16 protein-coding genes and 1 tRNA gene are annotated in these 24,686 nt (G+C 59.1%); 1 reads left to right on the top strand and 16 read right to left on the bottom strand.

The features are described 5' to 3' along the window. Positions 1 to 89 precede the first annotated feature (89 nt). Positions 90 to 1,271 carry an MFS transporter gene (locus ACWXTG_RS10435; RefSeq protein ID WP_480219856.1) on the bottom strand — a complete coding sequence of 394 codons (1,182 nt, stop codon included), beginning with the start codon at positions 1,269 to 1,271 and terminating at the stop codon, positions 90 to 92. A gap of 230 nt (positions 1,272 to 1,501) precedes the next feature. Further along, positions 1,502 to 1,575: transfer RNA gene (locus ACWXTG_RS10430), tRNA-Gly, on the bottom strand. Positions 1,576 to 1,760: 185 nt separating this feature from the next. Between ACWXTG_RS10430 and ACWXTG_RS10425 the strand changes: the two genes are divergently transcribed. Then, positions 1,761 to 3,869 carry a TonB-dependent receptor gene (locus ACWXTG_RS10425; protein ID WP_480219855.1) on the top strand — a complete coding sequence of 703 codons (2,109 nt, stop codon included), beginning with the start codon at positions 1,761 to 1,763 and terminating at the stop codon, positions 3,867 to 3,869. Here ACWXTG_RS10425 and ACWXTG_RS10420 read toward each other — a convergent pair whose 3' ends face one another. From ACWXTG_RS10420 to ACWXTG_RS10355, 14 genes are all read right to left on the bottom strand, one after another. Beyond that, entirely contained in the window at positions 3,870 to 4,808 is a 939-nt protein-coding gene (locus ACWXTG_RS10420; RefSeq protein ID WP_480219854.1) for a hypothetical protein, read from the bottom strand. It lies immediately after the preceding gene. Positions 4,809 to 4,977: 169 nt separating this feature from the next. After that, positions 4,978 to 5,184, bottom strand: a complete 207-nt coding sequence (locus tag ACWXTG_RS10415) for a CsbD family protein (protein ID WP_011480867.1) — start codon at positions 5,182 to 5,184, stop codon at positions 4,978 to 4,980. A 144-nt stretch (positions 5,185 to 5,328) separates the two neighbouring features. Continuing rightward, positions 5,329 to 8,862, bottom strand: a complete 3,534-nt coding sequence (locus tag ACWXTG_RS10410) for a glycosyltransferase (protein WP_480219853.1) — start codon at positions 8,860 to 8,862, stop codon at positions 5,329 to 5,331. A gap of 129 nt (positions 8,863 to 8,991) precedes the next feature. Then, the gene (locus ACWXTG_RS10405) at positions 8,992 to 10,728 is read right to left on the bottom strand and encodes a hypothetical protein (RefSeq protein ID WP_309565905.1); all 1,737 of its coding nucleotides are present in this window, start codon (positions 10,726 to 10,728) and stop codon (positions 8,992 to 8,994) included. A 3-nt stretch (positions 10,729 to 10,731) separates the two neighbouring features. Further along, the gene (locus ACWXTG_RS10400) at positions 10,732 to 11,445 is read right to left on the bottom strand and encodes a methyltransferase domain-containing protein (protein WP_480219852.1); all 714 of its coding nucleotides are present in this window, start codon (positions 11,443 to 11,445) and stop codon (positions 10,732 to 10,734) included. 249 nt (positions 11,446 to 11,694) lie between these two features. Further along, positions 11,695 to 14,496, bottom strand: a complete 2,802-nt coding sequence (locus ACWXTG_RS10395) for an FkbM family methyltransferase (RefSeq protein WP_480219851.1) — start codon at positions 14,494 to 14,496, stop codon at positions 11,695 to 11,697. Positions 14,497 to 14,564: 68 nt separating this feature from the next. After that, positions 14,565 to 16,538 (bottom strand): hypothetical protein, encoded by a 1,974-nt coding sequence (locus ACWXTG_RS10390; protein WP_480219850.1) that lies wholly within the window; start codon positions 16,536 to 16,538, stop codon positions 14,565 to 14,567. An 11-nt stretch (positions 16,539 to 16,549) separates the two neighbouring features. Then, complete coding sequence (locus ACWXTG_RS10385) at positions 16,550 to 17,308, bottom strand: SDR family NAD(P)-dependent oxidoreductase (RefSeq protein ID WP_480219849.1); 759 nt, start codon at positions 17,306 to 17,308, stop codon at positions 16,550 to 16,552. After that, a complete protein-coding gene (locus tag ACWXTG_RS10380) occupies positions 17,305 to 18,243 on the bottom strand; it encodes a phosphoglycerate dehydrogenase (protein ID WP_480219848.1) in 939 nt (312 codons plus the stop codon). Before ACWXTG_RS10380 ends, ACWXTG_RS10385 begins: the two co-directional genes overlap by 4 nt. Then, complete coding sequence (locus ACWXTG_RS10375) at positions 18,240 to 18,947, bottom strand: acylneuraminate cytidylyltransferase family protein (protein ID WP_480219847.1); 708 nt, start codon at positions 18,945 to 18,947, stop codon at positions 18,240 to 18,242. Before ACWXTG_RS10375 ends, ACWXTG_RS10380 begins: the two co-directional genes overlap by 4 nt. A 20-nt stretch (positions 18,948 to 18,967) precedes the next feature. Beyond that, positions 18,968 to 20,632, bottom strand: coding sequence for an MBL fold metallo-hydrolase (locus tag ACWXTG_RS10370; protein WP_480221228.1), 1,665 nt, complete (start codon positions 20,630 to 20,632; stop codon positions 18,968 to 18,970). Between the two features lie 22 nt (positions 20,633 to 20,654). Next, positions 20,655 to 22,898, bottom strand: coding sequence for a glycosyltransferase family protein (locus ACWXTG_RS10365; RefSeq protein ID WP_480219846.1), 2,244 nt, complete (start codon positions 22,896 to 22,898; stop codon positions 20,655 to 20,657). Continuing rightward, on the bottom strand, positions 22,895 to 23,533 hold the full coding sequence (locus tag ACWXTG_RS10360; RefSeq protein WP_480219845.1) for a DapH/DapD/GlmU-related protein: 639 nt from the start codon (positions 23,531 to 23,533) through the stop codon (positions 22,895 to 22,897). The genes ACWXTG_RS10365 and ACWXTG_RS10360 overlap by 4 nt, the downstream gene beginning before the upstream one ends. After that, entirely contained in the window at positions 23,523 to 24,671 is a 1,149-nt protein-coding gene (locus ACWXTG_RS10355) for an aromatic ring-hydroxylating oxygenase subunit alpha (protein WP_480219844.1), read from the bottom strand. Before ACWXTG_RS10355 ends, ACWXTG_RS10360 begins: the two co-directional genes overlap by 11 nt. Between the last annotated feature and the right edge of the window lie 15 nt (positions 24,672 to 24,686).

Here is a 24,686-nt window from a genome sequence, read left to right as displayed (position 1 = left end):
GTAAATAGCAGAATATCGGCAATTGCCTCCATTTCTGTAAAACTTGGTAAAACCTCAGCTCAATTAACGGTCCTACCAATATGAAGTCCTCAACTGCGCGGGGATACTGCACGCGCGAGGAAGAACGCCAGCCCCACAAAGAACAGTACCACCAATAAGGCATGGCGCAAGGAATAATGTTCCCCAATAAATCCCAGCAACGGCGGGCCTGCCAGGAAAGCGACATAGCCAGCCGTCGCGACGATGCTGACGCGCGCGGTGGAATGGCTGCCGTCGCCGGTATCGCCGGCCGCGGAAATGGTCAGCGGAAAGCCAAGCGAAGTACCCAGGCCCCAAAACAGGACTGCCGCCGCGGCGACATAAGGATGATTGGCAAAAATGACCATGCCGATCCCGATGACGCCAAGCAGCGCGCTTGCGCGGACCACCGACACCCTGCTGTAGCGTTCGAGGAAGTAGTGGCCGCTGAAGCGGCCCAGCGCCATCATGCCGGCAAAACCGGTATAGATCATGGAGCCGATGGCGGCGCTGAAATGATGCTCATCCACCATGAGGATGGGAATCCAATCCGTCGCCGAGCCTTCTGCCAGCGCCATGCCCAGCACGATCAGGCTGATGCACATCAGTTGTAGGTCGCGCCATGGTTTGAACGGCTGGGCCGTCTCTTGCCTCAGTATGGATTGGCCGGATTTAGGCGACTCGATTCCTATCCCGGCTGGAATAGCCCGCAATCCCCACAAGACAACCGGGACTCCCGCCAGCGCAGTGAGGGCAACATGCCATGTCACCGGGAACGCAATGCTGGCCAGGCCAATACCCACGATGCCTCCCAGGAAGGTGCCCAGGCTGAAACCGGCATGCAGCATGGCAAGCGCAGGCTTATGGGTGATGCGCTCGACTTCGGCACCTTCGACATTGAGCGCGATCTCGCCCAGCCCGATGCCCAACCCGAACACCATGAGGCCCAGTGCGACCAATAGCGCCAGCGTCAATGCCAACCCCGCCGCCATGACGCCCAGGCCGACCAGCAGGGTCAGCATGCCTACGCGGATCACGGGTTTTGTGCCCCAGTGCTGTACCAGTTTGCCCGAGCTCAAGATACCGGTCATGGCACCTACGGATATGCTGAACAGGATCAAGCCCATTTCTGCGATCGAGACCCCGAGCTGGTCCCGGATGGCTGGAGTCCGCGTGACCCAGGAGGCAACGGCCAGCCCGGTCAGCAGGAAAAATGCGAATAATGCCTGGCGGCGGTGTATTGCGGTTTTCATGGATAAATTCAGGCGTACAGGGCAATATCCGCTCGGTTGACAGCGACCAAGGTTAAAAAACCAGGGCCTTGAAATCAGTTGGGCATCGTAACGTTGCCTTTGCCGCAGAAAATGTTATTGCCGTGAAATTTCTCGATGCTGCAATGGCCTGGCTAAGTGAATAACGACCAAGGGATTCATACTTCACCTCTTGCCGAAAGACTCCGGTCTACCGGGAAATTGCGAGGTATTGGAGCGGGCGACGGGAATCGAACCCGCGTATCAAGCTTGGGAAGCTGGCGTTCTACCATTGAACTACGCCCGCACAGGCGAGCAATTATACCTGTTTATCCCATCCGGAACATGTTCATGGTGCGACATTATGCCGCATCGTTGAGATATCCCATTCCAACTACAATCCTGCGTTTTGTAATGTATCAATTTACAGTTTTGGAGTCGGGAGCGGAAATGAAGGTCAAGGTAAGAGCGCGCGCGGGAGCGCATCAGGCAATGCCGCTGAAATGGACGGCGCTGGTGCTGGCGTCAGTATTCAGCAGTGCTGCCCATGCGGAGCATGAGCATATGGAGCATCTGCCGGAAATCGAGGTGACGGCGCATGCGCATGACGGCAATAGCAATCTGCACAAGCGCATGGTCAACAGCCCTGACGCAGCCAGCCTTCTGCAGGATTACACAGGCGTGTACTCCTACCAGGCAGGGGGAATTTCCGCCCTGCCCAATATCCGCGGGATGAACGACAACCGCATCCGTATCCTGGTCGACGGTGCTGAGTTGACGGCGGCCTGCGCCAACAACATGAATGCGCCGCTGACCTATATTTCGCCAGCCGCGGTGGCCAATGTCAGCGTGCTGGCCGGCATTACGCCCGTGAGCATGGGAGGCGACAGCATTGCCGGCACGATCGCCGTGGATTCCGCCAAGCCCATCTACGCCGCCAATGCTGATGCATGGCTATACAAGGGCAGCTTCTCCACGGTCTACCGCAGCAACAACAACGGCTTGAGCACTGCGCTGAATGCGACGGCTGCTAGCGACAACCTCAGCCTGAATTTCACCAGCACCATAGACCGTGGGCAGAGCTACCGTGACGGTAACGGCGACAAGGTGCGTGCGACCCAGTTCGAGCGCCATATTCAGACCTTGACGATCGGCGTCAAAGGCGAGAATGAGGATTTCGTGCTGCGCCTCAGCCACCAGGAAGTGCCCCACCAGGGCTTCCCCAATCAATACATGGACCTGGTCGACAACAAGGCGGATTCCATCAATGCGAGCTACAGCCGTCGTTTTGCCTGGGGCGACCTGGATACCCACGTCTATTGGCAGGAAGTGCGCCATGAAATGGGTTTCTTCACCTCCGAGAAGACCGGCGCCATGCCGATGAAGACGCATGGCAAGGATATGGGCTATAGCGTGAAGGCGACAATTCCGATTGGTGATGTCCATATCCTGCGCCTAGGGAACGACCTGCATCGCAATACGCTGGATGATTTCTGGCCTGCGATACCCGGCGATACCATGATGATGGGGCCTAACACTTATGTGAATATCAATGACGGCCGGCGTACCCGCGCCGGCATATTTGCGGAGGTGGAATCCCAATGGGACAGCCGTTGGAGTTCCCTGCTGGGTGCCCGTATTGACCATGTGCGCACCAGCACCGGCGAGGTACAGGCCTATGGCGGCATGATGGGTATGGCGGATATTGCCGCTGCGAGCGCGTTCAACGCGGGCAGCCGTTCTGCCAGCGACAATCACTTCGACCTGACTGCGACAGGGAAATACGAGATTTCCGAGAGTTCCAGCGTGGAGTTCGGATATGCACGCAAGACACGTTCGCCAAATCTATATGAGCGCTACTCCTGGGGAGCTGGCACCATGGCGCGCACCATGATTGGTTGGTTTGGCGATGCCAATGGCTATGTTGGCAACCCTGATTTGCGCCCGGAGAAAGCGAACACGGTAAGCGCCACCCTGGATTGGCATGATGCCAGGAAGAAGTCCTGGCAGGTGCGGGTGACGCCTTATTTCACCTACGTGCAGGATTACATCGGTGTCGAGCGTATCGGGACGTTCAATCCTCTGAGTCGCGTCGGCACCACCAATGCTTTGCTGCGTTTTGACAATCAGGATGCCCGCTTCTACGGCATCAATGCCGATGGTGCCAAGCAGCTATGGCAGGACAGTGCCTGGGGCGAGGGCCGGCTGCGTGGCAGCTTGGCCTGGACGTGCGGGGAGCGCACCAACGGGGATTCGCTCTACCAGATCATGCCGCTCAATGCGCGCATCAGCCTGGAGCAGAAGAAGGGGCCCTGGTCGAATGGCATCGATGTGCAGTTCATCGACAGCAAGACACGCGTCGACGATGCGCGTTTCGAGCCTGAAACAGGCGGCTATACCCTGGTGGACCTGCGCAGCAGCTACCAATGGCAGAAGGCCCGTCTCGATTTCAGCGTGACTAACCTGTTTGACCGCTATTATCTGTTGCCCACCGGTGGCGTGAACTATGCAAATTGGAAAGCGGAGAATGCGGCAGGCCCGATGAGCGCGCTGGCTGGCATGGGCCGCTCGGTCAATGTTGGTTTGACGCTGGATTTCTGATCAGGCGCCCGCCTTGACGGGCCGCTCCGCCCCGAACATCCTGACATAGCGTTCACGCATGGTGGCGCTGCCCTTCATGCCGCCCTGGTGCAGGTAAAGCCAGGGCTGCTTGAAATGCTCGCGGTGTTGCAGGATGCAGGCCCAGGCAGGCAGGTCGTACAGCAGGTCGAAACTGATGCCGGTTTCTGCCGCCAGTTCGGCCTGCAATTCCCACAGCTCGCGGTACAGCGAGCCAAAGCGGTAGTGCGGCTCATGTGTCAGGATGGCAGGATGGTTTTGCTGCGGCAGGGTTGAGAATACCTGCTGCAGATAGGGCGTATCGCCATAAACCGGCGTCGTCATGACCGCCATTTCTGGCATCAAGGCGGCCAAATGGCACGCGCTGGTCCCGGTCCCTGACGGCAGGAATACCTGGCGGAACCCCAATGTGTTGCCCACCTCAGCGATTTCATCGCCCAGGTATGCGAAGCCGTGCGCCGCATGCGCATGGTTGGCTCCCTCGGCGAATATCCATTCATCATCGCCTGGCACGAACGCCTGCTGCGTCATGCGGCGGTACAGTTTGCTGTCGATATGCAATTGCATGCCGCGATCCAATGCCAAGGCCAGGTTGCCTTTGGGCTGCGTTTTCAGCTCGTCGGCGATATATGGCAACACGTAATGAAATTCCGTGCCCATGAGTTGTGCGAGTGCACTCAAGGCCAGCATGGCATTGGACTGGGCTGAGCCATAACTCCAGATGCGTTTGGCAGGCGGCAGCGACGCAAGGTTTTCCAGGCAATAAGCCAGTTTGTAGAGTTTATTGCCTTCGATCGCTTCGAAATATTCTGCCGGAACGGCCTGGCAGAATGCGGGAGCTGGCATGGTCTTGAGAATGCGGTTGCCGGAAAGGATTGCGGGCGACAACAATCTGGACTCGATACGCAGGATGAAATCCATTCCGGCAAAACTGCATTGTAGATAGCTGAAGCTGGGCAAGGCCATGGGCGAGACTCGGTAAATTCTTATGATGATACTTAAGCAAAACCCAGACCATCAACAAGAAAAAACCGGCCAAAAGGCCGGCAGAGGGAGTAATACTAGAGGAGAATCAAATCACACTATTTGACTAGTGTTTGGTACAGCTCTTGTTGAAGGAGTCGATTTGCTTTTCAGCTTCTTCCTTGGAGATGCCATAGAGCTCCTGCAACTTGCCGGATAACATTTCGCGGTTGCCCTTGATTTGCTCGAATTGGTCGTCAGTGAGCTTGCCCCACTGCTGGCGCACCTTGCCCTTGAGTTGCTTCCAGTTACCTTCTACTTGATCCCAGTTCATGGTGTACTCCTTGTTGAATTGTTCAGTAGAAAATCGCATGGCGATTCATCTGGTAACCATGGTAGAGCACGTGCGGCTCGGAGAGAGTCGGGATGAGGATGAATTGCATGTCAGCATGCACTGACATGCAACGATGCGCCGACGTTAATCGCCGTCCGGCAACCAGGCGCGGCGCCAGTGGTATAGGTGCTCTCCTTCCAGCATCCAGTTGCTGAGCACTTCCTGGCGCAACGCATCCCCCACCTCGGCTGCCGCATCCAGGTCTGCAATATGCGTGCGGATGGCATCCACCCAGTCGCGGAAGCGGTTCTTCACCCGGGTGACGGGAAGGTCATCCTCCTGGTAGCAGCGGATGTCGCTGCAAATGACAGGAAAGCCGCATGCGCCGTATTCCAGCAGGCGCAGGTTGCTTTTGCACTCATTGAACAGGTTCTGCTCGACCGGTGCCAAGGCAAGGTCGAGATTCAGGCCGGCCAGGGCTGACGGGTATTTGTCGATGGCGACCCCGCCATGAAATTCATGCACGTAGGGGCGCAGCATTTCCGGGCACATGCCGAAGAACACCCACTCCACCTCGTCCGCCAGTTCCTTGACCACATCGGCGATCAGTTCCAGATCCCCGGTATGGCTGTTGCCTCCGGCCCAGCCCACGCGAGGCTTTGCCGCGGTGCGGCGCAGGGCTTGCAGGTCTTTCCACCAACTGACGGGCAAGCGGTTCTTGACGACGCGGATATCGGCATGCAGCCCGGCAAACGCTTCGGCCAGGGCGGGGGTGGAGACGACAAAGCGGTCGACGAACCCCAGCCCCTGCCGCAAGGCTTTGACGGCATCCTTGGTGACGTGCTTGCGGTACATGCTTTTCATCGGCAGGTTGGGCAGGTAGTCGTCCAATTCATACACCTTGAAAGCCTGGGAAAAGGCCTTGATCCTGCGTATCGCCTCGACCCGGTCTTCCGTGGTCTGGCGCTGCAGTACGACGGCATCAGGCTGGTAGCGCTCAAGCTCGACCGGCGATAGCAGGTCTCCGGATATCGTGCCATCGATGAGCGCCGCTGCGCGCATGGCGATGAGGGGCTGGATGACGCGGTAATGGCCGCACCCGTAGGGATCGGCATGATGGGCGAGGATGGCCGGGAGCGGTTTCCAGGCTTGCAACGGTCGCCACGACAACGGCGGCTCGGCAAGCTTGAAGCCTGGCTCGGCTTTGACCGAGAAGCCGGGATTGTAGGCAGGGTCGCGCGCAAGCACGGGCAGCCAGCGGGCGTACATGGCATCCTCTTCCCGTGCGCTGGCGGCAGCGGCGGCCGGCATGTCCATCAGCAGCGTCACCCGCGGCGTCCAAACATTGAGGAAGCCCGCCTGCTGCAGTTTCAGGCACAAGTCGACATCGCACCAGCGCGAGAGCAAGGGGTTCTCATCGAAACCTCCTGCCTGCAGGAATAATTCGCGGCGCAGCAATAGGCATTCCCTGCTCAATGCAGAGTACTGCTGGTCGACCTGCAAGCGTTGCATATAGCCGCCCTCGTCGTGGGACAGGCCTTCAAACGCACGTCCTGCCGGGCCGTTGAGGCCGAGCAACAAGCCGGCATGGCGTATCTTGCCGTCGGCGGAAAGCAGCTTGCCGCCGACAGCCCCTACTTCGGGGCGCAAGCCGTGGTTGAGGAGCTGCTGCAGCCAGTCCTGGTTGAGGATGCCGGCGCCGTCTCCCAGCCAGAGCAGGAAGTCGCCATGGGCATGCTGGGCTGCCTGGTTGCACAGGGCCTCGCGCGCGATCCCAGCATCGAAGCGCAGGACGCGCAATTGCGGCAAGGCCATGGACTCAATGCCCGCCAGCCAATTGCGAATGTCCGCGGCCTGGTTGCCATGGTCCAGCAACAGCACTTCGTAATTGGGATAGCTGGTGTGCTCGAGCAAGGTTTCCAGGCAGCGCTGCACTTGCGGCAGCCGGTCCTTGACGATCACCAGGATACTGACGCCGGGCTGCTGCGCATGGCCGTAATCGATTGCATAGCACCTCGGCAAGTGGCTGTGGACGACAGGTTGCTCGTAGCCGCGTGCGGCCAGGTGCTGCGCGATGACGGCCTGCTCTTCCGGATATGCCTGCAGGTCCAGCTGCTTGCCGATCAGCAGCGGCTCGCTGACGTGGGCGATGCTGCCCAAGCCCAATTGCTCGATCAGGCGCAATTGATATTCCAGCTCAAAGGCACGGCCCGATGTGGCGGAGAAGCCGCCTTGCTCAATCAGGGTCGTCCTGCGGAACAGCCAATGCGGCGACATGCTGGCGGGAAAGCTAAGCAGCAAGTCCAGGTTGAGGTCAGGGCGCAGGTTGAGGCCCAGCTCGTTGTCTTCCAGGCGGATGATGTCGTCGGCATAGGCGGCATGGCAGGATGCCGGCAGCGTCGGCAAGTCCAGCGCGGCGATCAGCAGTCCGCTGGGCATGAAGTCGGACCCAGCCTCGGCCAGCAGGACCCACTCCGCCCGCGTTTCGGCAATGGCGCCGTTGATGGCGCTGGCGCTGTTCCCGCCTGGATCGAGCGCCACGACCTTGGCCTTGTCTGCAAGATGGGGCAAGGCCAAGGAAGAGAATACCCATATTTCCAGGTTCCGGTAGAGATTGCCTTCTTGCAGGCTGGCCAGCGTATGTTCGATAGACTCGGCCGAGCCTGCGCGATCGAGCAGCATGACGGCAATGCGCGGTCCGCCCTGTTGCGCCGCCAGGCGCTGGTCGACGAGCGCCTGCTGTACCTTCGTGGGGCGGCGTATATTCATCCAGCTTGCCAACGATACGCTGCCCAGCCCTGCTGCGCGGTGCAGCGCCGCCAGCAGGTTGACCGGCTTGAACACCCGCGCCTTCAACTGCGTGATGGGCGCGACGCCGACCAGCTTGTTGTCGCCCGACGTGCGATACCAGCCCAGGTCGCGGATGGCCTTACGGAAGTCCGCATGGCCCTTGTCGCCGATGCCGACCTGGTCGCGGCCTGCCTGGCTGAACTGCGCGCTGGAGACGCGGAACTTGGTCAAGGGCTTGGCAAGAAACGCCAGGTTGCCCCGCTGCAACAGCTTGGCATACAGCGCCAGGTCGCCAACCCAGTGAATCTCCTTGCCATTGAGCGACATCAGCTCATCGGCAATCGCCAGCAGGTCGTCACGCCGCGCCAGGATGCAGCTGGGCTCGCCGATGAAGTTGATCGTGTGGTCGCCCAGGAACGAAACCAGTTCCTTGCCGTCGATCAGCACGTCGCCGGAAAAAGGGAAGCAGGTCGGCAGGATGTCCGGCAACGGCTCGCCATCGCCGTCGATCCGCTGGCGCCGCGAAGAAGCCAAGGCGACGTTCGCTTCGTTCTCGAAGGCGGCCACCAGTTCGGCTATGCAATCAGGTTCCAGCATGTCATCGTCATGCAGGAGCTTGATGTATTTTCCTTGGGCCAGGCGGATGCCCCTGGCGGTGCTGCCATATTCTCCCAGGGAGCTTTCATTCTTGAAATAGCGAACGGGGATGGTTGTGTCAGCCTGTACCGTGTCGGCAATTTCCGCAACGTATACGCTAGTGCCGTCGTCGCAGATGACGATCTCGAGTGCAGGATAGGTCTGCTCAAGCACACTGCGCAGCGTTCTTGTCAGATACGTGATCTTGTACGCAGGTACGACGATGCTGACTAGCGGAAACCTATCTGCCATTCTGTATTACCTTTTTCATGCTTGTTGGGCAAGACCATATTGCAACAGTATAGGAGGGAAAGACGAGGGCGCATTGCCGGAACAGTGGCGATAAAGGCCGGTTAATGCCTGGATTGAGGAAGCAATGCGTCATTGCGGGTTTAAGCGGCGCTTGACTTCGTCTTCAATGATTTTTTCCCACGACAATACGTCTTCCTGCTGCATTTCCTGGCGCAAGGCATGTTTCTGTACGAGTCTCAGGAACGCATGCCCGTGCAACAGGTAGGTTTCCGGATGCCGCTGCCGTATTTCAAGGACAAGCTCGGGAATGTCTTCGCGGGCGGCGTCCGCGGCGGCGGATATGTTCTGGATGAGCGCGGTTGCCCGGAAGCGGTGGCCTGTCTCCTGGAGGAGTTGCCAGGCTTCATTTGCTGCGAACGGATCGGCATCCGTAAAGATGTAGCTCAACAGGCAATCATAAGCCATGCGCGGATCGACGGACTCAATCACCTGGTGCAGCCGTGGATGCCAGAACGCTCTGACGAAATCCATGAATTCGGAAGAACCCACTCTATATAGCGCATTGCCATTGATGTGCCTGGAAAAGCGTTTGTCGAGCTTGGCGATGCCGCGATAGTAGCTGCCAATCAGCCAGGATTCGTGGTCGCTTGCCGCCAGCGCTATTATCCTGTCCAGCCAGCCGGCCTGCACTGGGACGCAATCGCACTCCATGTAGAAAATGAATTCGCCCACGCCTGCATGCATATCCATCAGCCTGAAGAACTGTTCGTTCGGCCCTGACTTGAAGCCTTTGCCGGTCACAGCCCGGTTGTAATCCCGCTGGTAATAGTCCAGGGACGCATCCAGGCCGATGAATTCGACCTCGACGCGGGAAAAGCATTGCTGCAGCCGCCGCGTTCGTGCGACCGCCTCCAGCAACAGTGATGCCGAAGCCGGGTCTTCTTCACCGCTGAAGGCAAACACCAGGTCCGGTTTGTTTTCCTCGGGTAATGCGGCCTGCAAAGGGAAAAAGGCTGCCTGATCCCATATCTGGACATTGACCAATAATTGATCCAGTTCCGTTGCCGTGGTGGGGATCACGATGGCTCCCAAGGGGCGCCTATGCAGAAAGTCCCTTGCCGGGACAAAAGGGAATATCTGTTCGTCGAACAGGACGGATTGCGGGTTTGAGTTGAATATCCTCGTTTTCCAGCCGAATTGTTCCCGGTCGTTGGCAACGATCCTGAATGCCGCTACATGGAGATTTTCCCCGTGGGATGCCGGATTGGGGACATTGAACTTGTCGCCCGCCTGCTGGTAGTCATCAAAGAAATAATTCGGGTTGTGCTGTGGCGTTTCGGCCATGACCAGTTTAATGCCTTCCGCCTGCCTTGCTTCAGGAAGCAATTCGACATAGCGCAAATCCACGCCCAGAACGCTGATCTCGTCATAGCCGAGATGGGCGCCGTAACGTACCGCATAGGCGCCAGTCGTCACTTTGCTGGCGTCGGACTCCTGGAACGGGATCGAGAAAATGAACGGGATTCCGCGTTCCGCAACACGTTGTTGCCGAACCGCGTTAAAACTTTCAAGGAAGAATACGTTTTCCCGTTCCCGCAAGTCCGGGTAAAAATCAAGAATCTTGCCGATCAGGAAAGCCGATCTCACCTTGCCGGTCATGATCATGTCGTAAATGGCTTCAGCATGCGTTTCGATCAGCTGGTCGTCGAGGCATGCATAATGATCCGGATACCAGCCGATTCTCTGCCAATACCGGTATGCCGCATTCATGCCCAGCGTATCCACGCCACGGAATGTATGGAAATCAATGCCTTTGAGTGATGGGCCATTGCCAAGGACAATCAATTTTTTGCTGACAGTGAACATGGCTTAGCTGCCTTTTTGAATAATCGCGGCAATGCTGACCGATTGAGATATGCGGCGTATGTCTTGTAAAGCAGGCACGTTTTTGTTCCAGCGCCACATGCCCCAATCGGAATTGGAGGCCATCTCGCAGCGGAAAGAGGCGGGGCGGGCCAGTGCCGGAGGGGAGACGAAAACGAAGCCATGGTCACGTATGTTGCTCAAATAGAGGTCTATCCGCTCTTCAAGCTCCGGACTGCCTTCATCCCCGACATAAATGTCTATTGCATGATAGGCCATTCCGCCGGGTTTCATGATGCGCGCATGATCTGCAAAAAAACCAGGCAAGGCCTCTGCAGGAATGTGCTCAATGACTGAAATGCTGAATGCCAGATCAAAGTAAGCGTCCGGCAGCTCTGGGGGGAAATCGCCCAGTTTCTTGCGCAGCAGCTTGCATCCCTCAAGCTCCACCGGAGCCGTTACGCCATTGCCATCGCCGAGGAACTCGTCCAGATTCCAGCGTTCGTTGCTTGCATCCAGCGCGGGCAATACGCGGCTGGCGCCTCCGCCTATTTCAATGATCCGCAGATTGCGCAGCGGGAGCAATTGATGCAGTGACCAGGCATCCTGTATGTGCTTCAAGCCATCCAGCGCCTTGAGGGTAAATCCTCCCAGCCGCGAGAATACTTGAGGGTCATCCAGTGCTGCCCAATAATCAGTTTTGCGGATGATATCAAACATGAATTTCCAACCGTGCAATCATTGATCGCCTTGTATATTCCATATGCAATGTCGAGCTGGCCTTATCTTCGGCATAGCCAGATGGATTCCAGAAACTCTGGCATTCCAGGCAGGAAAGCAAGGCGATCTGCCTCTTGGTCCTGCGTGTAGGCACATCCCTCGCATAGGCCATGTATGGAGAGGCGCATACCGGGCAGGACTCACGCGCAGACGGTGCTTGGCCCGCTGGTGGCATATGGCTCAGGGTCATCATGGTTCAAGCGCCTGGCGATCAGCGCAATGCTCCCGGCCTGGGCGAATCAATAAATCCACCTGGCCGCCCAGCTCACCCCGGTTGAGGGCGGCGACATATGACACAAAAGCTGCCCTCTGATCCTTCTGCAATGAGTAGGCAAACAATGATTCCAGCCCGGCTGTGCCGTAGGGAATCCGCTCGCTGAGTTCGGCGACTTCAAACCCGCAGTCGTCCTGGAGCCAGGCAAGCAAGGCTAGCGGGTCTGCCCCTTGTGAACGTAGCAGGCCGGGCGCAAACTCCATCTTGATCATCCAGTCCCGGTGCGCGCGCAACCATGGTTCGCAGCCGCGCAACACCATATGTTCAAAGCCCTGGACGTCAATCTTGAAAAATGTTTTCCCCGCGATGCCCCGGTCATGCAGCACCTGGTCAAGTCGTACCATAGGCAGCAGCGTTTTCTGCCATCCGCTGACATTGACGCGGTTATCGAGGCTGCTGTGCGGATTCAAGCTGAAAGAAGCTCGCGGAGAGGGTTCCTCGCCGACGATTGCATTGATCACCTGGATGTTTTCCAGATCCAGCCTTGCAATATTGCGATGCATGAGTTCAACCAGGCGCGGATCAGGTTCGAGCGCGATGACATGCAGGTCTGGAACGGCCAGCTTGGCCAGGATGGAGATGAAGCCGACGTTGGCTCCCACGTCGATGAATTCGGTGAAGCCTTCCTCGCGGATGAAACGGTAGAGCAAGGACACTTTTTCTTCAAAGACCTTGCGTTGCTGGTACCAGGTAACGTCGAACTTGTCGCCGAGCACTTCGAGCGGCAAACCGCCAAGATCGAGCAAATGCGAAACGAAACCGAGCGGTGAAGAGTCACGCGGAGAAAAGCGGATCAGGTTCCCGACGGCTTCTGCCAGCACGAGCTCATCCACGGGATCGCGGAAAGCCAGCAAGTTTCCCCAGGATTTTTCATCCTGCAGTTCATAGGGATACTTTGCCAGGCAGTGCCAATCATGGCGTGCGCCATATTGCAGGATGGGGTGCCATTCGCTGACGTACACCGTATATCCCTTGTCCACCAGGAATTGCGCCAGGTCGTGGAAGTCGTAGCCCAGCGGGGCGGTCTTGCCATTCTCGAATTCGCATTCGATCACGGCAGGCTTGGCCTGTTCCCAGGGAAAACCTTGCAGCACGAAAAGATCGTGGCCCTCGGTATCAATCTTCAGAAAGTCGATCCCGGGTATTGCGCCGTTTGGGAAGAAATCGCCCAGGGTGACGGTGCTGACGCGTTGTGCTTCGACATGGGATTCGTGAAAGGCGGACAGGCCGCTGATGCCCGAGCTTTGCTCGGAGCGGTAAAACGACAGGTCATGCCCCGTGGCGTTGCTGACGCAGCGGGCGTCCAGCGTCACCAGGTGCCTGTTGGCATGGCTCGCCAGGCCTTCCAGCAGCTTGCCCCGGTTTCTGTCGTCCGGTTCGAAGGCGTAGATATGCCAGCCCTTGTTCAGGAACGGCCGGAATGCGGAGCCGAAATGCGCGCCGACATCGATCATGGTTTTATCCGGGCTGTATGTCCCGGCCAGCATATGGGCGATGGATTGCGTTTCGTCGTAATGGGCGGATTGCTTTCTCTCGAAAGGCCCGACCAGCACATGCCCTGCCGGCAGCGGGGAAAAGGAGACGTATTGCCTGAATTTCTTTTGCACAATGCTCCGGGAAAGGTGCGTAGCCGCATGCTTTTGCGCCTTGGCGGCGAGTGCCTGCCGTGTTTCCGGTGCCAGCGCCAGGGCCTTGATTGCCTCGCGCAATTTGCCAGGCGCCTTTTCCGTGACAAGCGCCGCACATCCCGCATCGCGCAGGTAGGCAATAGTCGCGCTCCCTGGCGGGCCATAAGCGAGCACCGGCGTGCCCGACGCCAGGCATTCAGGCATTTTGTTGGCCATGGACAGGCCCGTGTAGGCCATGCTGACGGCATCGAAATTATAGGCAATCAGCAGCGCGTCCGCCTCGCATAGTATTTTTTTGTAGGCTTCGGCATCGACCTGCCGGTGTACGGACACGCCCGGCAAGCCGCCCATGTCATGGATTGCCTTGTCCAGCCATTCCTCGGACGTGTAAATTTCAAAGCTGACCGGGCATTCTTCCTGCAATGAGGCGATTGCTTCGGCTACGTCCCGGACGCTGCCGTAAGTCATGTCCGAGGCAAGCGATCCCATGTAGCGGAGGATGAACGGGGCTTTCCCGGCAGTCGGGGCGTCAACCGCAGTGCGATGCGCCGTGAAGTCTGACAGATTCACGCCGTTCGCCAAGGGGAGCCAGTAACCGCCATAACGGGATGCATAGGCCCTCGACATGGCGGTGCCTATGCTCAAGCGACGCGAGCTGTTTGCCAGAATGCGCCGCAAGCTTGCGTCGAACCAGGAAAACCGTGCCGGGTCTTGGATGCGCAGACGCTCCGGCCAGTCGTCCATCATATGCACGACCAGCGGCGCCGGGGTCCTCGCTTGCAGGCGTTCCACAAACCCGAGCAAGGTGCCGGATTCCACAGGCCGGAGATAGATGACTTCCGGGGCGAACCGGATACATTCTTCCATCACAGCCTCGATGGAGCCCGCATGCATGGCGCTTTCTTGGAAGGACTGCCCTAGCCTCATGGTGTGCAACGGTTGTGCCACATCGCTTTCGTACCATACTTGCAGAAAGTTTTCTTGCGGCCAGTCTCCGAGAAACAGTTGCCTTAATTGGCTGGTGGCGCATACGAGGCCAAGGGGTGTCGGATCGACCACCAACAGGCGGGGAAATGTTAATGGTGGCATGCGTTCAGCATTCCTTGGCAGGCCCACATGTTGAAACCGGACAATCCTGCATCAATCGAGCAGCTCATTCATTCCTCCAGAAACTCTTCAATGGCGACAAACGGGAAAACAGACTCATCGAACAACACGGATTGCGGGTTGGAATTGACGATGCGCGTCGTCCAGCGATAGGCATCGCGGTCTGCGGCAACCCGCCTGAATGCGCTGACGTGCAGGTTCCAGCCGGGGTTGGGGATGTTGTATTTGTCGCCTGCGCGCTGGTAGTCGTCAAAGAAGTAATTGGGATTGTGCTTTGGCGTGTCGGTCATGACGAGCTTGATCTCCCCTGCGTGTCTGGCTTCGGGCAGGACTTCCACGTAGCGCAGATCCACCCCCAGGATGGCGATGTCCGCATAGCCCAGGTGGGCGCCGTAACGCACGGCGAAGGCGCCTGTCGTATGCTCCAGGTAGCCGGTGCCCTTGAACGGCACCGAGGACTGGATTTTCAATCCACGCAGATAGGCGCTCTTGCGCGATGAATTCTTGAAGCTTTCCAGGAAAAAGACGTTTTCCCGGCCGCGCAGGTCAGGGTAGTCATTCAATATCTTGGCAATCAGGAACGCCGTTTTCACCTTGCCCGCGACGATCATGTCATGAATCGCGCCGGCATGCGTCTCGATCAACTGGTCATCCAGGCAGACGTAATGATCGGGATACCAGCCGATGCGCTCCCAATGGCGGTAGGCCGCGTTCATGCCCAAGGTATCCGCGCCGGCGAGCGAGCGCAGGTCCAGGCCCTTCAGCGAAGGCCCATTGCCCAGCACGACCAGCTTTTTGCTATTGCAGAAGCCGTTTTCCCCGGTTGCCGCCTGACGTGCGGAGGCGGATTCTTCCAGGGACTCCACACGCTGGATCAGGCTGAGGCCGCCCGAGCGCAGGAAGGATTCGTACGGCAGGGTCCTGCCCCACGTCATGACGGCGGAGTAGTCTCCCCACTGATCCAGCGTTTCCCGCGCGTGGTGGTGCGCCAAGGCGGGAATCTCCGCCACGGCCGGCGCCTGGCGTCCGGGAGCCAGCACCTGGTGCCAGAACGCGGGGGAAAGGAAATCCTTGAAATGCACCTGCTGGTAGGCCGTGGAGGAAAAACCGCCTTGCCCGGCCAGCGGCACGGCAGGCTGGTGGAGCATGTGCGAGCGTTTGTCGAACCAGGCCGCCTCTTGCAGTATGTCCGCGGAAATTCCGGTCAATGCCAAGTCCGCAGGCGAGGAAAGTATCTGGTAGGCGCTTTGCTGGCACAGGCCAACCGGCTGGCCGGCGATGCGCGCCAGCGCGGCACGCTCCTGCTGCGCAAAGTCCGCCACGGGGGAATGACTCTTGTAAAGCAGGCGCCGTCCCTGGCACAAGGCGTTCAGTCGTTCGGCAAAATCGTCGCAACCCAGGATATGCCCGTCCGGCGTCTGCAGGGAGGTTTCGAAAGGCGATTGGCCGATATAGATCAGACTGCCGTCGAGGTCGTCGAAGTGGAAACTGCCCTCCTCCTCCAACAAGGCCTGGTGCATGCGCACGTTGGCAGCCAATGCTGCGGCCTCGAGCCTTAATTCTTCCCGCTTGACCGCATGCGTGGCGATTTTCTGGAAGACGCCCTCATCCGAACAGCGTATCGCGATGTACAGGTCGCGCGCAAAACGTAATGGCGACATCGTGACGTCCATGAAGCCGTACTCCCGCTCCTCGCATGCTTGCGACAACCAAGGCGGCATGTCCGCCGACAGCACCAGCGTATTTTCCGGTATGAAGGAGAACAGGTAATCCGTTGCCGCACGGGGAGCGGTCCATGGCGAGCGCCGCGGCTCATGCCGAGCCTCCGCCGCCAGGGCGAGGAATTGCTCAAGATCGAACCCCGCCAGCAGGGAGGACGATTTTTTCCTGATGGCGGGCGGATGGCCAATATCGATACCGCATCCTTGCAGGATGGGCTCCCGCACCAGGTCGAACATGCCGTTCTGGCGTGCCAGCTGGCTCTTGAACAGGTCAGGCAGGCATATAATATTCGTCACGGTCATGGGCGGTTCTCTCAATCCGGGTCATGCAGCCTGCCGCGTATGCCGCCATCGAGGGCTACACAGCTACCGTTGGCAAAAGGCAGCGCATTGCTGCACAGCATCAGGGCCAGCCTCGCGACTTCGGCTTGCTGGCCGATGCGGCCAGCAGGGTGGTAGGCTTGCAGTTGCGCGAAACCCTCGGGGTCGTTGCTGAAGCCCTCCCTCAGCATGGCGGTGTCGATCGCCGCTGGCTCGATGGCGTTGACGCGGATGCGGTCGCCCAGTTCCACCGCCAGCGCGCGCGTCATGCCGCTCAACGCCGCCTTGCTGGTGGCGTAGGCCACGAAGCGTTTCTTGGTTTGCGCCGCATGGATGCTGCTGATGTTGACGACAGCGCCTTGCGCCGCCTCCAGTTCGGGCAGGAGGCTTTTCACCAGCAGGAATGGGGCGGTCAGGTTGACGTCCAGCGTCGTCTGCCAATCAGCAAGATCCAGTTCGCCGGTATCGGCAAGGATCTGAACCGCTGCGTTATTCACCAGGGCGTCCAGCGGGGATTGTTGCAACGCCTTGCGTACTTCCGTCACGAACGCATCTGCATATGTATGCTCCCTGGCCAGTCTTGCCAGGTCGGCAGCCAGCCATATGGCGGCTTGAGGCAGCCATTCCGGCCTGTTGCCGATGTCGGTGGCAATGATGCCGTAGCCTTCGGCATGAAAGGCCTCCACCAGCGCGCGGCCTATGCCGCCGGCCGCGCCGGTGATGAGCGTATGGCGGCGCGGCGCGGCGCTCATTTAGCCGTAGCTCCCAGGAGGCCCATCAGCCTGTCGATGGCGATTTCGCTGGTGCGCACTACCGCGTCGGCGGTGTTGGAGGCGTTATGCGAGCCGAAAATGCAGCGCGGATGGGCGCGTAGCGGGGACTCAGCCGGCAACGGCTCGACCTCGAACACATCCAGTGCCGCGGAGTAGACCTTGCCGGATTGCAGCGCGGCTGCCAGCGCGGCTTCGTCGATGATGGGGCCGCGACCGACGTTCACCACCCTGACGCCATCCTTTGCCTTGGCCAGCGTGACCGCGTTGAGCATATGACGGCTGCTAGAGGTCAGTGCGCATGTGACCACGATGAAGTCGGCTTCGTTCAGACGGTCTGGCCAGGCCGCGCGCTGCACTGTCCCAAGCCCCGGCACGTCTGGCGCCGCCGGGTCGTAAGCAATCACTTTCATGTCCGCGGCCAATAAGCGTCGAGCCGTGTTGCTGCCGATATCGCCGAAACCGGCAAGGGCCACGGTTTTGCCTGCGAGCGATATGCCGCGCGGCTTAGGCCAGCCGCCCTGCCGGACGGCAGCATCGGTCTGGAACGTCTCGCGCGCCAGTGCGATCACATAGCCCACGGCGATGTCGGCGACTTCGCCGCCGAACATATTGGGCGTGTTGGTGATAGGGATGCCCAGTTCCTGGCAGGCGGCGAAGTCCACGTTGTCCACGCCTATGCCCCACTTGACGGCGGCCTTGAGCTTGCCGGCCTTGCCTGCCATGAATACTTCGCGCGTGGCGGGGTCGTCGCCGATAATCCAGCCGTCGTGCCGCGGCACGATATCCTTCAATTCCTCCACCGACAAGGTCTGCACCACCTTGGCCGCGGTCAGTTCCACGCCGTACTTCGCGAAATGCGGACGGAAGGCATCTATCATCCCCAGCATCGGCGGGCAGGTCACCAGGATCTTCATTGTCCACCTGCTTTCTGCTGTTGCAGGTAGCTGGCCGCGATCACCGCTAAGTCCCAGTCGTCCTGGTCGTCGATATCGATGGACTCGATGCGCGGCCCCTCGTACATCATCGGCTGTTTGCCGATGCGCGCCTTGGTCCTGGCGAAACTGTCCCGCGTAAACAGGTACAGGTTGGAATTCTCCTCGAACCACGGTTCCAGATCCTGGGTGCGGATCAGGTTGTCCGGGTCGTGGTTGACCGCGCTGGCGTCCGCGCGGTAGAAGCGCGTCTGGACCTTGTCGACGGTGAACAGCGAATCCGCCTCCCCCGCTGCCAGGCTGGTCTGGTAGGCGGCCAGGGCCTTGCGTATCGTGTCGGCCGACATCAATGGGTTGGTGGTGTGCGTCATGAGATAGATGTCAGCGGGCACGTTGTCGATGTCGTCGGCGAGGATCAGGTTCATGCTGACCAGGTCGCCGCAGATTTCCGGCTTGCGGTCGCGGATTTTCACCTTTCCGCTTTCAGCTAGGCCATTTTCGGCGAGGATATGCCGCGCGTCGGTATTGATGATGATTTCGTCAATCTCCTCGACCGACAGCAGGGTGTCCAGGATCCAGCGGAACAGCGGCTTGCCGCAGAAGTCCCGGAAGTTCTTGCCGGCAACGCGCACGCTGTTGGCCTTCATCGGCAACAACGCAACGACACGTGGCTTGGGATTGCTCATGTTATTCACTCGTACAAAAATTATTGAGGATAAAAGTATTTTTCTTTTTCGGCACGGGACATGCGCCGGTGTTCGTGGTTGCCCTTGTATGCGCCCCAGTACTGGTTGAGCCGGTAGCGGAACACACCCAGCATACTGGCCTTGTGCCCGTCGCGCCAGGCTTGCCGCATGTCCTTGAGGAAGCTGCTGAGGATGTAGCGCATGGTATCGGACAGGCTGACGTGCAGTTGCGGCATGATTTTCTGCAATGCAATCGCTTCGCGCTCGAACCTTCTCCGTATTTGCGGCCAGCTTTCGTCATGGTAATGGTAGACCGCCGCCTCGGCGACATATCCCACCCGGCCGCCGTCGCGCACCAGCCTTTGGGCCAGCTCCATATCCTCCAGCCCGGTCAGTTCTTCATTGAAGCGGTATTTTTGCCAAGCCTGGCGCGACAGTGCGGCATTGGCATTGTTGCAGAAGAAGCCGCTTTGCGGAACGGCGGAGCGTTCAGGGAAGTACTTGCAAAATATGCGTTTTTCGCTGAAGTGGCTGCCATCTCCGCCCAATTGCCTGCCATAGGCATATTCCGCCTGCTGTTCGAGGACTGGGCGGCAGAGATGTTGCAGCCAATGCGTATCCGCAGGGACGCAGTGCCCGCTGACGATGACCAGCACCTCGCCCTCGGCAGCCTCGCATCCGCGATTCAACGAGCGCCCGAAAGAAAACTCCTGCCGCGAAATATGCAGGATGCGGCAGCCGTGGCGTTCCGCGATCTGCAGCGTGCCGTCGGTGGAACCGGAGTCCACCAGGATCACTTCATGCCCCCAGTCGGCCTGCTGGCGGGAAATGCTTTGCAGCAGGGTTTCCAGGTGGCGGGCCTCGTTCAGGGTGCGGATGATGATGCTGGCACGGATATCGCCCAGGTGGATGCTGGTGGGGCGCAGCAATAGCGCGAACCCCGGGTTCAGTTTCTGGTGCAGCAGGCGGATTTCGTCGGGATCGACCGAGTTGACGGAGAACATGTCCCAATGCACGGCCACTACCTGCCTGACGCCGATTTCCTGAGCAAGCTGGAAGGCTTCGCGGACCGACATATTGCCGATGATGCCGCGCCTGCCGCGGAAAAAGTTGTGTTCGTTGACCGGCAGGAAGGCGGTATGGATGGGACCGAGCGCAAGCAATGCATCGATGATTTCCTGTTTGGCGGACGTATCTCCTGCAAGATAGATTTTTTGCCCGCCGAATTCGAGCACATAACCCACGCACACCGGGTCGCCCCCGGCATCGCGCAACAGCTCGGGATGCGCCGCCGGAACCGCATGGACGCGCAGGCTTGTGCTATGCAGTGTCTGCCAGCATTCCTTGGCCGGAAGCAGGCGCTCCTGCGCAATTCCCCATGTTGCAAGCAGTTGCAGCACGGGTGCGGGGCCGACGAAGCAGGCCTGCGGGGAGGCTGCTGCCAGCTTGGGCAGCGTATGCGGGTCGCAGTGGTCGATATGCTCGTGCGTGATCAGCACCCAGTCGGCATCCCGTACATCCTCCGGCTGCATGGGGATGGGCAGCAAGCGGTCGAGGCCTGGCCCGTCCAGTTCCTGGACCGAGTTCGACAGGTAAGGGTCGACATAGACCGTACATCCGGGAAATGCCAACCGGCAGCCGGACTGGCCGAGCATTTGCAACGGGATGCGCAGGGAGGCGTTCATCACGGTAATGGAAGCTTGACGGTCATAGTGATTCGGAAGAAAGCAAACCTGATGATTGGCTCAATATCTCGGCAATCATCCGGCGCAAGTCATCCAGCACCCGCTGCGCCTGTCCAGTAGCGATGTCCCGATGCGCCATGGCCTGCCATTGATAACGGAACAGCGGGTAACCGATGGCTTCAAACCGGCTGTGGTTGACCAACAGGTCTGCAATATGCCCTCCCTCATGAGGAAATCCGTACAGCTCCCAAATGATAAAAATATTCTGCTCGATGGCTCCTGGTATCCGGGCCAGTTCTGCTGCAACACTGTCGAGATTACCATGCGTGATCTTGAGTGTAATTGCGGAAAAAGGCGGGTAATTACCCAGCTTTGTCCAGGGCGTGGCCCCCAGGTTCAGGAACATGGTGTGCATGACATCCGCATTGCCGGGACCGCCCAGCCATGCCGTCTTAACATCCAAGGCCGAGGTTTGGCGCAGGCTGTCGGCGTATGCCGGGTGCTGGGCATAATGGCGCAAGATCGCACGCGAGAAGGCCTCGACATTGGTGGCCAGGTCTTTTTGGCCTGTGGCGCCGGCATAATCGCGCATTTTCTCGTCTATGTGCCGGGTGAGGATGGACAGGCATGGATTCCTGACCTTGTAGCCTGCCGTGCGCAGGATGGCGGCAATAGCCGTATCGCAACCGTAGGTGGCGATTGATACGGAGGCCAGTTCCGGAGACACTGACAGCGGCGTGTCGAATACGTAGCTGTCATAAGACAGGCAATGCTTTTCAAAATAGTTGCGGGCTTCCGGCGGCCATTGCGGCCAGGGCGGGTGCGCTTGCAGGCCCTGCAGGAAATCACCAGCCGCTGTCCGGTTCCAGCGCGTCAGCGCATATACCGGATAGCCGTCGGCATGGCGGCCCGCCTGCAGGGCCTGCACAGCCTGTGCAGGCAAGAGGATGTCGGCGTTGATAACGGCGATCGTGACTTCGCCCAAGGAGTTTGCATAATCAAACAGCGTTTGATAATGCGGCCGCGCATGGATGGGGAAGAAGGTCAGCTTGCCATGCTCCAGCAGGGAACGAAGCGCCTGTACCTGTAGCGGTTGCAACTGCGCCTCCAGCGTTGTCAGCGGGCCTTCGAGCAGGACATGCACATGGTCTATCAGCTGGTTTTGGCCGTTTTCCAGCAGGATGGCAACGTAATTCCGTATTTCTTCCGCAGTGCCAGCGGCACGAAAAGAGGTAAGCAGCATAAAGGGACGGGCGTCATCCCGCCGCGAGACTGTCATGGCCAGGGCATCGGTATATGCTGCCGCTTTATCCTGGGGATAGGGGATGTCCAGGCATTCGCAGGCAGCCAATAGCACGGAAGGGGCTTTATCTTGCAGCCCCAACGAGATGGCATTGTGCACGATGGCTTCTTTGGCGTGTTGCGCCAGCCTGTCGGGCTGTTTTCTCAAATTGACGAGGTAGTGGCGTGCTGCCTGCAAATAGATTTCGTCCTTGATGGAGCTCACCATCCAGGTATTGAGGAATGCCACCAGGCCTGCGCTCTCCATCATGGACCGGCACATGCCGGTGTTGTTGCTCACCAGGCACCAAATGAACAGCGAGAACTCGCGCAAGCGTCTTGCCACCTGGATGGGAGGCTGCCTGAGCCCCGGTGTGGCTGCTGTACGTGCAAATGCATATATCCAGCCCAGTACGTCCCGCAATGCGGTTTCGTGGCGCTGTAGCTCTGCATCCACGGTCGGCGTTCGGCAAACCCTGTGTTGGGCGCCGCCGTGCTCGACGTACTCTGAAGTCGCTCCACTGCTCAATACCTGGGCAAACAGCAGCCAGCCCCGGTGCCAGCCAAGGGCTGCATCCCGGGACAAGGAAAGTCCGCGGAACAGTTCGCTCTTGCCCATCACCCCGCTGAGGTGAACCGGGTTCACGGCGGCATCGAACCCGACGGCCTTGGGGCGCACGATGGCTGCGCCCAAATCGCTGCCGTCCATGTCGATCAGCCTGACCGGGCCATGGACCAGGGAAGTTTCAGGATGCGTTTGCAGATATTCGAGCCGTGCCCGCAAGGCGCCCGGATCGAATGCGCCATCAGCCTCGAGAAAGGCGAGGTACTGTCCAGCGGCCTGCTGGATATCATCTCCGATGATCAGTTCAAGGCCGTCTATACCTTGTGACCGTACGGAATCGATCGCCTGCGACAGAAACCTTGAGTCCTGGGAATCCAGGATGATCACGGAAATTAGTGGTTGGGCGGCTGGGCTGGTCATGTCTGTGATGGCGAATGGTTGTAGACGTATATCGGCTCATCGTAACGAATATCGTATACGGTCTTATCCGCGATGTCGGTATTGTAGATTTGCGGCCAGCCCAGCTCCGCCGACTTGCCTATCCTGATGTTGCTGTGCACGATGGCGCCGGTGCGGACGATGGCATGCGCGCCTACCTTGACCCCGCTGCCGATCTGTACCCCTGGCTCTATCCACACGGATGAGCGCAGGTGGCTGTTGGCGCCGAGCTGCGCGCCGGCATGGACCACGCTGTTGTATTCCACCTTGCAGCCGTGGCCGATCACGGCGCGAGGGCCGACGAATACGTTCCTGCCGATGGCCGCATCCCCTGCTACGTCGGCGCTGGCGCTGATGAATGGGGCCATGGCGAAGCCGCGCTCAAGCGCGGCGCGGAACAATTCCATGCGCTTGAAGTTGCCGAAGCGGTCGTCGAAGGCAATGAAGGCATCCCCGGTTTCCGGGTCCAATTGCTCGAAGACGGCGAGATTGAGCTCATCCTCCTCGCCTTGCGCAACCTCGATCTTCTGCACATGCTCATCCGGGCTGGCCTGCTTCCAGGCATGGAACGCGAGATCCAGGTAATCCCCGCCGCCGATCACCCATCTAGATTTCATGACCGGTCTCCATCAGCGTGGTGTACCAGCGCTCGACCAGGCGGTTCTGGGTCTCATAGGCGCCTTGGCTGGGCATGGGCGCATCGGGGTGCAGCGCAGACTGCACGGCTTCCAGTATCGCGATATCCTCCCCGACCACCTTCTTGCTGTAGTGCATGTGCGAAAGCAGCACTTGATGCGAGGTGGCATAAGGCTGCTTCTTTTTGGCGGTGAGGTAATAGATTTCGACGTCCGTCTTGCTTGGGGATAGCGGGATATGGTTCTCGATGGAGAACGAGTACCCGCCCGTGCCGCTGGCAATATGCAGGTTGGGGTACGCCAGCCAATTGTAATAGCCATCGGCCCCCCGCCACGGCTCTACCATGTCCATCCAGGCGTAATGGCGCGTTTGCGCATATTCGGCATCTTCCGCTCCCGCCTGGCTGAAACGGCGCATTTCCGTACGCAGGCCTGTCGGCGACAAGTCCGTGAGCGGGCCTGCCGCCTCGTCGATGAAGATGTCGCTTGCATGCTTCTGGAATTTCAAGGCCTGGCCCAGGCTTCTGGGATGGACATAGCGGACATGGTTGAGGTCGCGCAGGTTCTCGTACACCAGTTTCCAGTTGAAGCTGGCATGCCAGGTCGTGAACATGACCTCGGTGTCGTACTGCTTGGAACTGTCTTCCAGCAGCTTGATGAACTTGTCCGAGAACTGGGCCTCCAGCGGCATGGGATCACTGCTGAGGTTGATGAACAGCAGCGAGCCGACCTGTTGCAGGGCAAACTCGCGCAGTTTGAGCGATTGCCTTTCTTCGTCGCTGAAGCGGTAGAGCGCGTCGCAATCGGGAATCTGCCTCACGGCGCCGCTGCTGTCGTAGCTCCAGGCATGATAGGGGCAGACCAGTGCGCGGCGCCCGCAGAACCCTTGCTGCAGCGGCGCGCTGCGGTGCAGGCAGATATTCTCGAATGCCTTGAGCTCGCCCTTGAAGTTCTGGATCACGACGGGAACGCCGGCAATCTTGCGGGTCAGATAACTGTTGTTTTCGGACACCAATGACGCCAGGCCGGCAAACAACCAGACCTTGCGGAAAATCTTGGCCTGTTCGCGGTCGAAGATTTCCTGCGACAAGTAGTATTTCGGGTGCATGCGCGATTGCATCAGTCTTTTCCTGTC

Source organism: Methylobacillus sp. DLP286 (genome assembly GCF_056636515.1).
The sequence above is the reverse complement of the archived record's forward strand: the minus strand, read 5'-3'. Positions and strand labels throughout refer to the sequence as shown.

Coding starts and splice junctions, on each gene's coding strand:
- ACWXTG_RS10435 (WP_480219856.1), bottom strand. CDS start 1,271: ATGAAAACCGCAATACACCGCCGCCAGGCATTATTCGCATTTTTCCTG.
- ACWXTG_RS10425 (WP_480219855.1), top strand. CDS start 1,761: ATGCCGCTGAAATGGACGGCGCTGGTGCTGGCGTCAGTATTCAGCAGT.
- ACWXTG_RS10420 (WP_480219854.1), bottom strand. CDS start 4,808: ATGGATTTCATCCTGCGTATCGAGTCCAGATTGTTGTCGCCCGCAATC.
- ACWXTG_RS10415 (WP_011480867.1), bottom strand. CDS start 5,184: ATGAACTGGGATCAAGTAGAAGGTAACTGGAAGCAACTCAAGGGCAAG.
- ACWXTG_RS10410 (WP_480219853.1), bottom strand. CDS start 8,862: ATGGCAGATAGGTTTCCGCTAGTCAGCATCGTCGTACCTGCGTACAAG.
- ACWXTG_RS10405 (WP_309565905.1), bottom strand. CDS start 10,728: ATGTTCACTGTCAGCAAAAAATTGATTGTCCTTGGCAATGGCCCATCA.
- ACWXTG_RS10400 (WP_480219852.1), bottom strand. CDS start 11,445: ATGTTTGATATCATCCGCAAAACTGATTATTGGGCAGCACTGGATGAC.
- ACWXTG_RS10395 (WP_480219851.1), bottom strand. CDS start 14,496: ATGCCACCATTAACATTTCCCCGCCTGTTGGTGGTCGATCCGACACCC.
- ACWXTG_RS10390 (WP_480219850.1), bottom strand. CDS start 16,538: ATGACCGTGACGAATATTATATGCCTGCCTGACCTGTTCAAGAGCCAG.
- ACWXTG_RS10385 (WP_480219849.1), bottom strand. CDS start 17,308: ATGAGCGCCGCGCCGCGCCGCCATACGCTCATCACCGGCGCGGCCGGC.
- ACWXTG_RS10380 (WP_480219848.1), bottom strand. CDS start 18,243: ATGAAGATCCTGGTGACCTGCCCGCCGATGCTGGGGATGATAGATGCC.
- ACWXTG_RS10375 (WP_480219847.1), bottom strand. CDS start 18,947: ATGAGCAATCCCAAGCCACGTGTCGTTGCGTTGTTGCCGATGAAGGCC.
- ACWXTG_RS10370 (WP_480221228.1), bottom strand. CDS start 20,632: ATGAACGCCTCCCTGCGCATCCCGTTGCAAATGCTCGGCCAGTCCGGC.
- ACWXTG_RS10365 (WP_480219846.1), bottom strand. CDS start 22,898: ATGACCAGCCCAGCCGCCCAACCACTAATTTCCGTGATCATCCTGGAT.
- ACWXTG_RS10360 (WP_480219845.1), bottom strand. CDS start 23,533: ATGAAATCTAGATGGGTGATCGGCGGCGGGGATTACCTGGATCTCGCG.
- ACWXTG_RS10355 (WP_480219844.1), bottom strand. CDS start 24,671: ATGCAATCGCGCATGCACCCGAAATACTACTTGTCGCAGGAAATCTTC.